Genomic DNA, 15,347 nt, shown 5'->3' with positions numbered 1-15,347 from the left:
AAAAATAGTTGAGGGAATGAAAGATACGGTACAGCTGATCGATCAGCTGAAAGCGAAATACGAAGCATTAAAACAAGAAATAGGTCAAAAAATTGTCGGACAGGACGAAGTCATCAACAAAGTATTGATTTCAATATTCAGTAACGGGCATTGCCTGCTGATCGGTGTACCCGGACTGGCTAAAACCTTACTGGTAACCGCTATTTCAGAAACGTTGGATTTGAAATACAGCCGTATCCAGTTTACGCCCGATCTGATGCCTTCCGATATCATCGGTACTGAAATTCTGGACAATAACAGAGAATTCAAATTTATCGAAGGTCCTCTTTTCGCTAATATTATCCTGGCCGACGAAATCAACCGGACTCCGCCCAAAACGCAGAGTGCCCTGCTGGAAGCGATGCAGGAGCGTGCGATTACGGCAGCAGGGGTTACCCGGAGACTAAAACAACCGTTCTTCGTACTGGCCACTCAGAATCCGATAGAGCAGGAAGGTACCTACCCTCTCCCCGAAGCACAGCTCGACCGTTTTATGTTCAGTGTTATACTCGATTATCCGACTCTCGAGGAAGAAATCGCCATTGTAGAAAATACGACCGGAGAAGGGTTGAAAAAACTGAATAAAATCATCAGCGGTGAAGAAATTCTGGAATATCAGGCCGTGATTTGTAAAATGCCGGTTCCCAAACATATTACTGAATATGCCGTAAAACTAGTTGCTAAAACGCGTCCGGGTAAACCGGGTGCTCATGAGCTGGCAGAAAAATACCTCAATTGGGGTGCCGGTCCCCGGGCTTCCCAGTTTCTGATCTCCGGAGCTAAAACATACGCGGCTCTTCAGGGAAAGTATGCCCCGGATATGGAAGATGTTAAATATGTAGCCGAAGCTATCTTAAGACACCGTATATTTAAAAATTACAAAGCAGAAGCCGAGCATATCACCGTTGAAGAGTTGATCCGAGAATTCATGAAATAAGTTCAGAATATGAAAACATTTCTTCTTTTCATATGCCTGATCGGTATGCTTACTCCGGTCATTGCTCAAAAAGAAAGCAAAATCCGGATATTACATGCCGATTTCTATAAACCGGAAACGGCTATGAACCGCAGTAAGCTGATCGGAAATGTCAAACTAAGGCAAAACGATGTGCTCATGTTCTGCGATAGCCTGTATCAATATTCCGACAGTAATTATGTCGAGGCTTTCGGAAATGTACACGCCATACAAAACGATACATTGCACCTGTGGGGAGACTATATGAACTATAACGGCACGACCCAATTGGCTAAAGTCCGGGATAATGTCGTCCTTCAGGATCCCAAAATCACACTGACAACCGATTTTCTGGATTATAATGCCTTTACCCGCATCGGGTATTATTTCAACGAAGGTACAATAAAAGACAGTACGACTACCCTTATCAGCAACGAAGGTTACTACTTCACCCGGGACAATGAAATGTTCTTTAAAGACAGTGTCAGGGTCACAACTCCGGAATATGACCTCTATTCCGATACGATGAAATATCAAACGGAAACCAAAATTATTTCCATTTTAGGTCCGACGACTATATATGGAGACAACCGGACCCTCTATTCGGAGGACGGCTGGTACAATTCATTGAATGCTCACGCCGAATTATACAAAAACAACAAACTGACTTACAACGAATTTTACGGTAAAGCCGATACCATCTGGGTCGATAGTATTTCAGGAACAGCCATCCTGCGAAACAACATCCATTTGTATGATTCCGTCAATAACGTTATTGTAGAAGGCAATTACGGAGAAGTTCTGAAAAACAACGATTATGCCTATGTAACGGAACAAGGTATGCTTATTCTTGTGGGTAAACAGGATTCTTTGTTTATCCACGGAGACACCCTATCCGTTTCCAAAGATTCATCGGGCAACAATGTCATGAAAGCTTATTATCACACTAAATTTTTCAACCCGGAATTACAGGGCGTATGCGATTCAATGTCGTTTCCCACCGCCGACTCTACAGTATATTTATACGGTAATCCCGTCGTTTGGGCCAGTGGCAATCAGATGACGGCCGACGACATCAATATGCTGTTGAGAAATAACATGGTCCACCAATTTCACCTGAACAATAAAGCCATGATTGTCAATCAGATGGATACCGTCAAATTCAATCAGATAAAAGGCCGGAATATGATCGGGCATATGCAAAATAATGAATTGTATCTGGTTGATGTGGACGGAAACGGAGAAACCCTTTATTATCCGGACGATAAAGGTGCAATTATCGGTATGAATAAGGCGATCAGTTCTTTTATTAAAATTTACATCAAAGACCGGAAAGTGAAAGATATTCTTTTCATTAAAAAGCCGGAAGGAACTTTGAATCCGCTTATGCTGGTTCAACCAGAGGATATGCGGCTGAAAGATTTTCGTTGGCTGATCGACTTGAAACCCATGAAAAAAGAAGATATCTTTTTAAAATGATATCTTCTTCTTCCCTCTTGCTAATTCCCTGAAATCTTCTTTCCGGACTTATTCTTTAAAATACACGGTATAATTGTCCCAGAAATTTTTATCCGTTTTAATATCTTCATAGTACATACGTCCCTGAATGGCTTCCGGTGAATCGGTCTGTACCCGTGTCGTAACATATTGCATACGGCCGTTTATATCGTTCTCCCCTTCCTTATACGTATATTGTATGGTTATACCGCTCAGAAAATACACAGAATTCAGCTTTTTATAATTTGTCACGATCGTCATCTTGACATCTTCCTTCTTCGTTCCGTTTGCGGGAATCAGGTTGCGTCCCAACTGATTGAAATTATCCGCTGAAATATGAATCACATTTTTCAATACGGCATAATCTTTTAAATTTATATAAATTTCCCCACTGTATTTCGTTACGGCAGCATCTCCGGAAGTAGATAAAGAAGGCTTCTCCACTTCATAGGCAATCAGACGTACCGAATCTCCCTCATACATCAGGCGTCCTTTATTCTTTAACTTATAATCAGCAGCGTTGGCTATATCCAGAATATTACGGGTATTACGAATGACATCGGAGGTCAGGATATCGTCGAAATAAGTCAATCCGTCCAATACCGACTGAACTTCACGATCCCGTCTCACCTGATCGAAACGGTAATTCAGATTTTTATAAGCCGTATGCACATCGCTTCTTTCATAGCCTTTATTATCGAAAATCGTCACGATAGCCTCTTTCATACTCTGCGGATTACCGTTTTCAGTAATCGTATACTGGAAATAACCTTCGTAATTATAAGGCCGGGAAATGTAATTACGGCTGATATTCTCCACCACCTGCCGCAACATTTTCTTATATACCAAAGATTCCGCATATACTTCTGCCTCGCCGATACCATAAGTAACCGGCTTTAAAACGATACGTAAAAAACCTTTCTGTCCGGCTTCTGCCACTTTTATCTCATAAGAAGCATATCCTACGACAGAAACCCGTATAATCCGGTCCGCATAATTATCCGGTAACACCAATTCAAATTTTCCATCCATATCGGATGCAACTCCCGCTAAGGTTCCCAATACCCCCAAATTAGCGAAAGGGATCGGCTCCCCTGTCGTCGCATCTGCAATCATACCGTTTATCGTTATCTTATTATCCTGTGCATTTACTCCCGTTCCCAACAGGCTGAAAAGGAGTATAATGACCGAAATCACACTTTTGTTCATAGCAATTTTGTTATTTTATTTAAAATGTTTGATAATCCACCGGGCAATCCGGTTTTACCTTTCGTTTTTAATTTATATATTTGCCCCCAAAGTAAATAATTATAATTCTTAAAACCAAAGCTATTTTCGCAATAGTAAAAATTAAAGCTGATATGAAACGTACCGCATTATACATAGCAGGATTTGCATTAGTTTCCTTAAGCCTGACTTCTTGCGTATCCAAGAAAAAGTTTGACGATCTGGCCAGAGCTAAAACAATGTCAGACAGACAAGTCGCTCAACTGAAAAAGGACAAAAGCAATTTGGAAAAAAATCTCCAGCAAGCAAAAGACGATTTCAATAAAATACGTTACGAGCTGACAGAAAACAATGCTGCCAAAGACAAAAAGATAGACGAGCTCTATACAAAGCTTCGGGGACTGGAATCGAAACAAACGGCTTTAAAAACTGAACTGGAAGATATAAACGATCAAATGAAATATTCTTCCCAAAGCAAGGAGGAAAAAATCGTATCCCTCGACAGAAGCCTGAAACAGATCACTGCTGAACGCGATAAACTGAAAAAAGAATATACCGAACTGGAAAACAGCCTCGGATGGGAAAACCGGCAATTGAAATCGGAAATCGAAACCAGTAAAAACAATTTGCTGATCCGCAACAATGAAAATGCCAAATTGCAAAAAGATCTGGACGAAATGAATAAAAAACTGAATTGGATACGTAAACAAAAAGCAGAGGGAGATGCAGAAATACAAAAACTGACAAACCAGGTCAATTTATTGAAAAAAGAATTGAAACTCTGATAAAACCAACAGCAACGAAGATATGTTATATATTATCTTAGGTATAGCAGGGCTGCTGGTAACAGTTGCCCTGTTTACTTTTATTTTTAAACGTAAAAACGGCACACCGGAAGAAATCATAGCTCCCGAAGAGGGATGCTGTGGAGCACATGCTATCTGTGAAAAAGGGCTGAAAAAAATTGAAAAACAAACCGAGTATTTCGACGACGAAGAACTGGACCAATTTAAAGGAATTGCCGCTGATGCCTATGCCGATTCTCAGATAGATATGTTCCGGGAGGTACTGTACACACTGAATAAAAAAGAAATATCCGATTGGCTGATCAGTTTGGAACAACGGGAAATCGCTTTGCCTGAAATACTTCGTCAGGAAGCATTGGAGATGTTATAGGTTAATGCTTTAACTGTGCAAATATCTCTCTGCCGATACGGCAACGAAGACAGTCGTGTTTGTCACAATATTCTTTTCTCAACTGAATTAAAGCTTGGGTATGTAGGGCCGAATCGAATACAAAACCGTATTTTTCCCAGCTTCTGACAATATAGTTATTTTCAGGTTTGATCTCTTCCATCCATTGCAGGGCTTTTTCTACCAACTTTTCTTCTCCCCTTTCTCTGCCATAAAAAAACAAATAAGGTATCACCACGTTGATGATTAAAATCTGCCGGCTTCCAACGCCCAGACTTTTTATCGAAACGACAGACTCTTTACCGAACATATAATGCGTATTCCAATAAGCCGAAGCTTTAACTTCGAACAAGGAGAACACCTCCTTTAAAGTCGCAGCTTCCAAAACATACGACAATAAACTGTTGAAATGACAGATCATTGCAGCCAGTAAAGCCAAACGTAATGTCGGAAAAGCCCCGGGACGGATACGCATAAACTTCCATTGGCCGGAAGGCATTTCCCATAATTTATATTTCTTGCTTAAATACAAATATTCCCGCTTTAAATTTACACTGTAATGATCCTCCGGAGCATCGTCCAAGAGTCCGGAAACACCTAACAACAAAGCCTCTACGGACAACAAACGATCTGCATATCTCAACAGCGTTTTATACGACAAATGACAGGATAACTGATAATAGGTATCCGAATTTATATCCGCAGACCAGTATTTGCAAAGTAAACGGTAAAAACATTCTTCCCAATCGCCATTCGTTTGACCGAATATTTTCCGGATATCGTTCACTTTCCGTTCGAGCCGCTCTATGGCCAGACTTTGCAACGTCATATAAAACCAATTATCATCCAGTAAATCCAAATGCCGGTAACATCCGGGACGTTTGAATGTATCCCGCATAAAAAGATATTCATGGTACAAATAATCCGCATATTCGATGACGATGCAATCCACCTCTCTCCCGCTACTGGTGTAAACACGGGTATCATTCTCTTTTACAACGGAAAGGATCACATTATTGTAAGCTGCATCCAGGTGATGCGAATGCCGGTACCAATCACTGCTACGCAAATGAATCTCGATATTACCGGCCAACATCACTTCTCCGACAGCAATGCGGGCATTAAAAAAATCCGGACCCGCATCCCGGTTTAATTTTCCGACATCCAGAATACGAATCGGCTTACCGGCCTGTGTTTCAAATTCATCCGTCCGGTACAACGAATTAGCCCAGATATATTGTAAAAATTCTTCTTTCATAACACAACTGTAGACTCTTACAATTTACGTTAAAAAAATACAAAAATCAAGGGCATCGGCTTTTAATTTGGTGTTTTTCATTTTAACATTTTCCTTTTTCTCCTACCTTTGTTCTCGGAAGCATCAAAAATGACTTCTATTTTTAAATAAATAATTTAACAGATTAACACCTATTACTTATACACATTATTATGGAAGAGAATAAGCCTGTTCAGAATACAAAAAACAAAAGTCTGATGTTCATTATCTATGGACTATCGGCAGTTTTAGTCATACTATTCATTTTTTTCATGGTAGAATGGTCGAAAAACAAAAAACACATCGCTGCCATTCACCAGGAAAAAGAATTATTAACCCAGGAACTATCGGAATTAAGTACAAATTACGACCAATTGAAAACGTCCAACGACACTCTGAATGAAAAATTAATGGTGGAACAGGAAAAAATAGCCACCCTTCTCGACGAAATGAAAAAATTCAGAGACAACTCTTATGCTGAAATCAATAAGTATAAACGGGAAATCGGAACCCTGAAAACGGTATTGAGAAGCTATGTCGTGCAAATCGATTCCCTGAACCGTTTAAATCAGCAATTAGTACAGGAAAACACCCAGGTAAAACAACAAATGGACTGGGTACGGGAACGAAATACGAAACTGGAAAACGAACAAAAATCGATGCAAAAAGTAATTGCCATCGCCAGTGCCCTGACGGCAGAAAACTTTACGGTTGTTCCTATCAACAAGAAAGGTAAAGAAGTAAACTGGAAAAAATGTTTCCAACTCCGGGCAGATTTCGTTATTCCAAAAAACGTGACAGCCCAGCGTGGCACCCATATCGTTTATTTACGCCTTAAACGTCCGGACGATAAAGTAATTGCCTTTAGTGAAAAATCCTTCTTTAAATTCCAAAATGCTTCCCTCACCTATTCGGCTAAGCGGGAATTCGAATATGAAGGTGAACGCCTGGAGATGGCCATTTACTGGCCGAACGACGGTAGCCTCGTAAAAGGAAAATACACTGCCGAACTGTTTTGTGACAACGAAAACATAGGCAGTACTGAATTCTATTTAAAATAAATACAAACCATAAACTACAAAACTTAATGCCATGACAGACATAGAAATTGCAAATAAAGTAACTCTGAAACCCATTACGGAAATCGCATCCAGATTAGGTATTGATCCGGCATGTATCGAACAATACGGAAAATATAAGGCTAAACTACCGTTAAATTTGATCAATCCTCAGAAAATGGCCGGTAAACACCTAGTTTTGGTATCAGCTATCTCCCCGACACCGGCCGGAGAAGGAAAAACCACCGTTTCAATCGGACTTACGGAAGGATTGAATCGTATCGGCAAAAAAACGACGGTAGTGCTCCGCGAACCCTCATTAGGTCCTGTATTCGGTATTAAAGGAGGAGCAACGGGTGGCGGCTATTCACAAGTACTCCCGATGGAAGATATCAACCTGCATTTTACAGGTGATTTCAATGCCGTAGAAAAAGCCCACAACCTGCTATCGGCATTGATCGACAATAATATCCAAAGCAAAACCTCTTCAATCGGTCTCGATCCCCGCACCGTTACCTGGAAAAGGGTAATGGATATGAACGACCGTTCCTTACGGCATATCATCGTAGGACTTGGCGGCACTTCTTCGGGAATCCCCCGGGAAACAGGCTTCGATATCACCGCAGCCTCCGAAGTAATGGCTATTCTTTGTCTGGCTGAAGATTTTGAAGATCTGAAAGAACGTTTGGGAAATATCTTTATCGGTTATACCTATGACAAAAAACCGATTTACGCCCGTGACCTGAAAGCAAACGGAGCTATGGCTGCTCTATTGAAAGAAGCTATAAAACCCAACTTGGTACAAACCATCGAAGGCAATCCGGCAATTATACACGGCGGCCCATTCGCCAACATCGCACAGGGCACAAACTCTATCATCGCCACCAAAATGGGACTTTCCCTCTCAGATTATGTCGTTACAGAAGCCGGATTCGGTTTTGATCTGGGGGCTGAAAAATTCTTCGATATCAAATGCGTAAAAGCCGGTCTGAATCCGAGTGCAGTTGTATTGGTTGCGACGATCCGTGCGCTAAAATACCACGGCGGAGTAAAACTGGATGCTCTGAAAGAAGAAAACCTCGAAGCCTTGAAAAAAGGTATCGAAAATTTGGAAAAACATGTAGAGAACATGAAAAAGTTCAATATATGTCCCATTGTAGCCCTCAACCGTTTTATTACCGACACCGATAACGAAATCCAAATCGTTGCCGATAAATGCCGGGAATTGGGAGTCCCGATGGAAGTAGCCGAAGTATGGGCCAAAGGCGGTGAAGGGGCTGAAAAATTAGCCATTCTGACTGCCAAGGTTGCCGAACAATGTTTATGCAAACTTCAGCCATTGTACGAATGGAACTGGTGTGTCGAAAAGAAAATAGAAACGATCGCGAAAGAAATATACGGAGCCGCAGCCATTGATTATACGGCACAGGCCAAAAGCGATCTGAAAAAAATTCAGGCTCTCGGTTTGGACAAACTACCGGTCTGTATTGCCAAAACTCAAAAATCTCTATCCGACAACCCAAAACTTTTAGGGCGCCCGAAAGATTTTATCGTTACGGTAAGGCAAATTGAAATTGCTTCGGGAGCAGGCTTTATCATTCCGATCACAGGAGATATCATGAGAATGCCGGGGCTGCCGGACATCCCTGCAGCAGAACGCATCGATATCGACAAAGAAGGTCATATCACAGGACTCTTCTAAAAAGTCAACGGAATCTTCCGGCAACTGGGCTGGAAGATTCCATACTTTTCACATATCATATAACATTCCGTTTATAACGGTAAATTTTATTTATGCGCAACAATATACTGATCCTTATTGTAAGTATCGGATTTATTCTATTTACCGATACACTGCTGTTTTTGCTTTTAAAAAAATACCTGTATAAAAAAATCCGGTTTCTGATATACGGTCTGCATTCTTTGTTATTCCTGGGAGGTGTTTTAGCGTATCACTTTTTCATCCCTACCGTCAAGGGTCCGGATTTTTATTACTGGATCGGGCTGGGTATAGGTATATTTTTCTTATTTTACATTCCCAAGCTCATTTTTATCGTCTTAGACCTTTTTTCAATCCTGTTGGGACTTATTCATAAAAAGATACGACTTGCCGGGCAAAGCATAGCCGCAATTATAGCCGTAAGCTGCTTTATACTGATTTTATACAGTATTACCTGGGGGCGATACAATTACAAAACAGAACTTGTATCCATTTGTTTCCCACAACTTCCTCCTGCTTTTCAAAATTTCAGAATCGTACAACTTTCCGACTTGCATCTGGGCAGTAGTTCCACCCATTACAAAGGCATTCCCCAACTGGTAGAAAAAGTAAATGCCCTCCGGCCGGATGTTATCCTTTTCACCGGAGACATGGTCAACAATTTTGCAAGCGAGATCACGCCCTGGATCGGGATTTTAAACAAAATGAATGCCAGATATGGAAAATTTGCCGTAACGGGGAACCACGATTACGGTAATTACACCCACTGGGAAAGTCCGGCAGATAAAGCCCGGAATTATACGGATTTTTTACAGTATATGAAGGCTGCCGGTTTTCATCTGCTCAACAATGCTCATTATCCTTTAATAACCGGCAAAGATACAATATACATTGCCGGCGTAGAAAACTGGGGGAATCCGCCTTTTCCCCGTTACGGCAAACTACAGAAAGCACTGGAAGGAGTCCGGGATCATTTCACCGTTCTTATGTCACACGATCCCACCCACTGGAGGGCCCAAATCCTTGACTACAATATTCCCCTCACCCTCTCCGGTCATACCCATGCCATGCAATTAGGCATAGAGATTGGAAATATAAAATGGAGTCCGTCACAATATATCTACCCGGAATATGACGGACTATATGAAGACAATCATCGGTATCTGCATGTTTCACGCGGACAGGGATACCTTGGCTTCCCCGGCAGAATAGGATTAAGACCCACAATCAGTGTAATTATTTTAACAAACAACTGTAATGAAAGATAGAATATATTAACATTTTTTCTTAAATTGCAAAGCCTAACTAAACCTGACATAACTAATGTCAAACTTATTAATTTACAATGAAAAAACGTTATTATACGAGTTTCTCGAAGAGACTGGTATTGTATCTTGTCTCCCTCCTTTTGATAACCGGAAGCTTAGTCTTCATATCTATTTTTACTTTTTCCCGCGAATTTATTACAGACAATGCCTTATATCAGGCAAACACAATTGCTACCAACGTTTCCCGTTCATTTGAACGCAAGATTAAAGATATTGAAAGCATTCCCAATACAATCACCGGACTGTTCGGAAATATCGACACATCGGAAATGCGTCTGCTTCCTTCCAAAATTCTGACAGCTTACCCATTTCTGTCAGATTGCTGTCTGCATTACTCTTTTTCAGAACCCAATAAAGATGGATGCACGATGTATGCTTACAGAGGCAAATCCGGGAAAATCAAGACAAAATCCCTGGCTTACCGTCTGACGGTTCCGCATAAGAACAATATTATCCGGAAAAATGACAAACAAGGTTTTTGGAGCGTAAAAGAGTTAGATTCCAGCCATTCCATCATAAGTTATTTCCAACCGATTAAAGCCGATTCCCTGCAAACGGTATCCGGCTTACTGGAATTAAATTTTCCTTTAAAACATCTGACTGATTTTATATATGACATCAAAATTTTCAGTTCCGGTTATGTATTTGTTACGGATTCGGAAGGGGACTTCATATTCCATCCGGATCCTCAGGTATTCAAATACCACAATCTCAAAAGTTTTTGCAGTTCTCCGGGAATCGATTATTCCTCTACTCTGAAAAAATTTACAAAAGACACCACCGGCTATGAAAACGTATATAAAAAAGGCAAGAAATATTTTCTGTATTATACTCCCAGTTCCCGCATGGACTGGCATATCGGTATCATTTGCCGCTATGATGACATCAGATTATCTTCTTCCAAATTTTTATGGTTAGTATTTGCCATACTCGGAATCGGATTTCTGATATTATATTACAGTGCCATTCGCATCGTAAAAAGTTCCCTCTATCCTTTAAGTGAATTTACCGAAAACGTCAGAAAAATCACAAACGGTCAAGTGAACATAGCCTTACCGGAAGAATATGACAACGAACAATTAAAAGACTTGTACCAGGCTTTCCGGTATATGCAGGACCGTGTTTCCTCCTACATACAATGTCTTCAGACGACTACAGCTAAAAATCAGGAAATCATAACGGAAATAAATCTTGCTCAAAAAATCCAAAAGAGATTTTTGCCGAAAGACATCTTACTTCCCGCCAATATCGAACTATATGGAAAACTAAAGCAATCCAGAAGTGTAGGCGGAGATTTATACGAGTATTTCATATTGGACAATAAGCTTTATTTTGTCCTCGGCGATGTTTCAGGTAAGGGTTTCCCGGCTTCTCTATATATGGCTTCCGTCATAAAACTCTTCAGATACATTGCCAGCCGGCAGTCATCCACAGCAGCTATCTGCAATCTGATAAACACACATATGTGCGACAATACGGAAGACGATATGTACGTGACCATGTTTATCGGGATAATGGATATCCAAAACGGACATATCATTTATACCAATGCCGGACATCCCAAACCTTTCATTGTATATGCGGACGGTCGTATCTGTACTTTAAATGATGAACCGGACGTGCCTATCGGTATATTGGAAGACTATAAATTTCAGGAGTATGAATACACTCTTCCGGAAGGCTCGCAAATCTTACTTTATACCGACGGGATTACAGATGCCGAAAATATAAATGCACAATTTTTCGGTAAAAACCGGCTGATCGAATGCATTAACGGAGCAACACCCAAGAATCCCTATACCATTGTTACCCGGATACTCGAATGCATCCAGGAACATATTCAGGGGACGGAACAGTCTGATGATCTCACCATTCTGGATATACTTTACAAAGGCACTCCCCAAAAAGAGTCCGATGCTTAATATCCGGAACGATTTCTATTGATGTCTTCATCCACAACTTGCAGGTAAGCTTTCAAATGTTCGTCATTCCAGCGCAGGGAATCCCCTTGTATGAAATGATTGTTCTGGAGGTTATAAACAGAAACGCCTTCCCGCGAGATAAAACCACCTGCTCCGGAATAGGCATAATAAGCAAAGGGAACGATATCTTCGGCCAACAGGTTTTTGCTGAACTTATATGCCGAATGATCCAGATTCAACTGACTGAATAAAGTAGCCACCATATCTGTTTGTGAACCGATGGTCCGGACAATGCTGTCCTGTACGTTCAGAACTCCTCCGGCAAAAATCATCGGTATATGGAATGCTTCAGGCTCATAAGCCCGGGGATTTCCGATCTTTATCGTACTGTGGTCCGCGACGAAAATGAACAATGTGTTATCCCATAATCCGCTTTCCTTACACTTGCGGATAAAATGACCGATACAACGATCCGAATAATAAATTGCATTCAAAAACTTCTTCTCTGTACTTTCTCCCTGAATATGTTTTTCCATCGGAACCTCAAAAGGCTCATGACTGCTCATATTGAATGCCATATACATAAACGGCCGGGTAGCTTTGTTCATGTCCTCAAAAAGACGGTCAAACATATATTCGTCATGGATTCCCCATTTAAACCTTTTTTCGACAGCTTCCCCCGAAAAATCTTTCTCGGTTACCACATCCTGAAAGCTCATGGTAACATAGGAACGGAAACCTCCGAAATTCAAATCCCCCGCATAATAAAAACAAGTATGATACCCCTGGGCTTCCAGATCTTTGGGAAAACGAGGATGCTCCGTTATTTTTTGCGGATATTTCAACAGAGAATATCCCGGATAGGCAGGAAAAGCACTGATAACACCGACCATCCCCCGATCCGAACGATTGCCGGTAGCATAAATATTCGAAAAAAGAATGCCTTCCCTGGCTATTTGATTCAGATTAGGAGTAACTCCGGCTTCGCCGCCTAAAGCTTCAATAGCACTGGCAGTAAAACTTTCCAATAACAAAACGACAATATTCGGACGTTCTTCTTTCAGCAAACGGGGATAATCTTTTCCACCCACATACAGACTGTCAAACAAACGATGAGCCTGCTCGTCGGGCATGTAGCTGTATTTATTTTTCAAACGTCCGGCATGAGTCACTTCATACATAAAATTCCATACCGGATTGATGGCAGCCTGATTCGCATGCATATTCGTCTTGTGGAAAAAAACAAAACTGCTGTTCATCGGAGCTACATTAAATCCACCCCTTACCGGTATAATCATAAGTCCACCCAACAGTAAAAAAAGAACCGCCTGTAGCCAATGTCCTTTCCGGAAATGAAAAGGTCTGCTGATACAGCGTTTATAAATATAAAAACAACTCACGATCAGCACAACCAACAATACCAGCAAACCGGTCAACAAGCCGTTTGACAGAGAGGCCAGAGCCTCTCCCGGAGTTTTAATAAACAACAAAGGCGTTGCATCGACATGATATCCCCAGCTCTTGTATATTTCCAGATCGCCGATAACAATGAGCCAGAATAAAACCAGTAAAATAAAAGTATAGACAGAATAAATTCCTTTTATCCAACGCTCTCCGGCAAAAGGAGTCAAAGCCATAAAAACAGAAGCCAATAGCATAATATAACCGCCCAAAGAAAGATCCATCCGTATGCCCCTCCAAAACACCTGGCAATAATCGGAGAATACCATACCGCCACCGCCTTCATATAGCAAAAAGATGACTTTAGCAACAACAGCTGCAACAATCCAGAAGAAATAATATTTCAGAAGAAAAATAAATTTAGAACGCATATTTTGCAATTTCTTATTAAGTCTTGTGCTGTTTTTTCTTTGCAGCAGGAAATAGTACATTATTTAAAATCAACCGGTAACCGGGTGATTGCTTGTGTAAATCCAGTTCCGTCGGGGCATCTCCTACAAAATGCTGATAATCTTCGGGATCATGTCCGCCGTAAAACGTCCAGGTTCCTTTTCCATACTCCCCATGAATATAGCGAGCCTCATTGGCTACTTTATTCTCTCCCATAATCAATACGCCCGACTTAATGACATCCTTATTAAAGGCCGTTGTCTGTCCCATAAACCCTTTTATCACATTTACGTGATTCTGACATAACATGGTAGGCACCGGGTCCCATTTGGCAGAAAATTCAAACAGGGAAAAATAATCGTCGCGCTCACTCAACTTACGGGTATCCGTTACATCGATATTCGAATACTCATAAACATTCGGATTCATTTCCAGCTTGAAATCCTTAAAAGCAAATGTTTTTGAAAAATCCAATTTTTCCTGCGCATCCGGATCGGCGGGATCCCCGTCGAACATAGAGGCACAGATATCCACGTTCATCGCCGCCAAAGCAATATCGTAAGTATCCGTAGCCGAACACATCGCAAACATAAATCCTCCGGCAGAAACATAATCCCTGATCGTCCTGACAACGGCTTTCTTCAAATCGGAAATTTTCGGATAACCGTATTTTTGAGCCGTCAGCAAATTCACCCGCTCTTCCTCCTTATACCAGTCCAAATGCCGGTATCCGCGATAAAACTTACCCAATTGTCCGGTAAAATCTTCGTGATGCAAATGCAACCAATCGTAATCCTTCAACTTACCGTCCAAAATCTCCGAATCATATACGACATCGTAGGGTATTTCTGAATAGGTCAACGCCAATGTCACAGCATCGTCCCAAGGCTTTTTCTCCTTGGGGGAGTAAACGGCGATCTTAGGCGCTTTTTCCAATTTTATCGCATCGGCATTCACTTCCGGAGAAGCGATCTCGCTCAGGATAGCATTTAACCGGGACGGAGGTATGACTTCAAAAGCGACCCCTTTCAACAGGCACTCAGTACGTCCTTCCGGCGTAAAAGGCAATACAAATGCCCCTCCTCTGTAATTAATCAGCCATTGAATTTCATAACCGTTCTTCAACGCATGGTAAGCCACTCCATAAGCCTTCAAATGATTCGTCTGCACATCATCCATCGGAATCAACAAATGATTCGCCTTACCTTCTACAAAAAGGAATATAAAAAACAGGAATATAATACCTTGCAACTTTTTTATGCACTCCATCTTACGATTCA

11 protein-coding genes and 1 pseudogene are annotated in these 15,347 nt (G+C 41.1%); 8 read left to right on the top strand and 4 right to left on the bottom strand.

Translation table 11 applies throughout. From position 1 onward, the window contains the following. Positions 1-16 precede the first annotated feature (16 nt). A complete protein-coding gene (locus tag BN8908_RS04675) occupies positions 17-976 on the top strand; it encodes an AAA family ATPase (RefSeq protein ID WP_021988671.1) in 960 nt (319 codons plus the stop codon). 9 nt (positions 977-985) lie between these two features. After that, on the top strand, positions 986-2,473 hold the full coding sequence (locus BN8908_RS04670; RefSeq protein WP_021988670.1) for an OstA-like protein: 1,488 nt from the start codon (positions 986-988) through the stop codon (positions 2,471-2,473). Between the two features lie 48 nt (positions 2,474-2,521). Here BN8908_RS04670 and BN8908_RS04665 read toward each other — a convergent pair whose 3' ends face one another. After that, the gene (locus tag BN8908_RS04665) at positions 2,522-3,700 is read right to left on the bottom strand and encodes a carboxypeptidase-like regulatory domain-containing protein (protein WP_068689446.1); all 1,179 of its coding nucleotides are present in this window, start codon (positions 3,698-3,700) and stop codon (positions 2,522-2,524) included. 152 nt (positions 3,701-3,852) lie between these two features. Between BN8908_RS04665 and BN8908_RS04660 the strand changes: the two genes are divergently transcribed. Beyond that, positions 3,853-4,503: a hypothetical protein gene (locus BN8908_RS04660; RefSeq protein ID WP_021988668.1), complete on the top strand. Its 651-nt coding sequence runs from the start codon at positions 3,853-3,855 to the stop codon at positions 4,501-4,503. Positions 4,504-4,516: 13 nt separating this feature from the next. Continuing rightward, a pseudogene (locus tag BN8908_RS04655) lies at positions 4,517-4,894 on the top strand (phospholipase); the annotation flags it as partial. Position 4,895: 1 nt separating this feature from the next. Here the strand turns inward: BN8908_RS04655 and BN8908_RS04650 are convergent. Next, positions 4,896-6,170, bottom strand: a complete 1,275-nt coding sequence (locus BN8908_RS04650; protein WP_021988666.1) for a DUF2851 family protein — start codon at positions 6,168-6,170, stop codon at positions 4,896-4,898. Between the two features lie 191 nt (positions 6,171-6,361). Between BN8908_RS04650 and BN8908_RS04645 the strand changes: the two genes are divergently transcribed. From BN8908_RS04645 to BN8908_RS04630, 4 genes are all read left to right on the top strand, one after another. Then, entirely contained in the window at positions 6,362-7,249 is an 888-nt protein-coding gene (locus BN8908_RS04645; protein ID WP_021988665.1) for a coiled-coil domain-containing protein, read from the top strand. 31 nt (positions 7,250-7,280) lie between these two features. Beyond that, positions 7,281-8,948: a formate--tetrahydrofolate ligase gene (locus tag BN8908_RS04640; protein WP_021988664.1), complete on the top strand. Its 1,668-nt coding sequence runs from the start codon at positions 7,281-7,283 to the stop codon at positions 8,946-8,948. A 92-nt stretch (positions 8,949-9,040) separates the two neighbouring features. Further along, positions 9,041-10,234: a metallophosphoesterase gene (locus BN8908_RS04635; protein ID WP_068689444.1), complete on the top strand. Its 1,194-nt coding sequence runs from the start codon at positions 9,041-9,043 to the stop codon at positions 10,232-10,234. Between the two features lie 77 nt (positions 10,235-10,311). Beyond that, positions 10,312-12,216 carry a SpoIIE family protein phosphatase gene (locus BN8908_RS04630; protein WP_068689442.1) on the top strand — a complete coding sequence of 635 codons (1,905 nt, stop codon included), beginning with the start codon at positions 10,312-10,314 and terminating at the stop codon, positions 12,214-12,216. Here the strand turns inward: BN8908_RS04630 and BN8908_RS04625 are convergent. After that, positions 12,213-14,048 (bottom strand): LTA synthase family protein, encoded by a 1,836-nt coding sequence (locus tag BN8908_RS04625; protein ID WP_068692108.1) that lies wholly within the window; start codon positions 14,046-14,048, stop codon positions 12,213-12,215. The two genes, BN8908_RS04630 and BN8908_RS04625, sit on opposite strands and share 4 nt — an antisense overlap. Before the next feature lie 16 nt (positions 14,049-14,064). Continuing rightward, entirely contained in the window at positions 14,065-15,336 is a 1,272-nt protein-coding gene (locus BN8908_RS04620; protein WP_068689440.1) for an asparagine synthetase B, read from the bottom strand. Between the last annotated feature and the right edge of the window lie 11 nt (positions 15,337-15,347).

It is taken from the genome of Culturomica massiliensis (assembly GCF_900091655.1).
Classification (GTDB): Bacteria; Bacteroidota; Bacteroidia; order Bacteroidales; family Marinifilaceae; genus Culturomica; species Culturomica massiliensis.
This window is presented reverse-complemented; position numbering and strand designations above follow the sequence as displayed.

Bases quoted from the DNA above. Each gene is read 5' to 3' on its own strand.
- BN8908_RS04675 (WP_021988671.1), top strand. From the start codon at position 17: ATGAAAGATACGGTACAGCTGATCGATCAGCTGAAAGCGAAATACGAA.
- BN8908_RS04670 (WP_021988670.1), top strand. From the start codon at position 986: ATGAAAACATTTCTTCTTTTCATATGCCTGATCGGTATGCTTACTCCG.
- BN8908_RS04665 (WP_068689446.1), bottom strand. From the start codon at position 3,700: ATGAACAAAAGTGTGATTTCGGTCATTATACTCCTTTTCAGCCTGTTG.
- BN8908_RS04660 (WP_021988668.1), top strand. From the start codon at position 3,853: ATGAAACGTACCGCATTATACATAGCAGGATTTGCATTAGTTTCCTTA.
- BN8908_RS04650 (WP_021988666.1), bottom strand. From the start codon at position 6,170: ATGAAAGAAGAATTTTTACAATATATCTGGGCTAATTCGTTGTACCGG.
- BN8908_RS04645 (WP_021988665.1), top strand. From the start codon at position 6,362: ATGGAAGAGAATAAGCCTGTTCAGAATACAAAAAACAAAAGTCTGATG.
- BN8908_RS04640 (WP_021988664.1), top strand. From the start codon at position 7,281: ATGACAGACATAGAAATTGCAAATAAAGTAACTCTGAAACCCATTACG.
- BN8908_RS04635 (WP_068689444.1), top strand. From the start codon at position 9,041: ATGCGCAACAATATACTGATCCTTATTGTAAGTATCGGATTTATTCTA.
- BN8908_RS04630 (WP_068689442.1), top strand. From the start codon at position 10,312: ATGAAAAAACGTTATTATACGAGTTTCTCGAAGAGACTGGTATTGTAT.
- BN8908_RS04625 (WP_068692108.1), bottom strand. From the start codon at position 14,048: ATGCGTTCTAAATTTATTTTTCTTCTGAAATATTATTTCTTCTGGATT.
- BN8908_RS04620 (WP_068689440.1), bottom strand. From the start codon at position 15,336: ATGGAGTGCATAAAAAAGTTGCAAGGTATTATATTCCTGTTTTTTATA.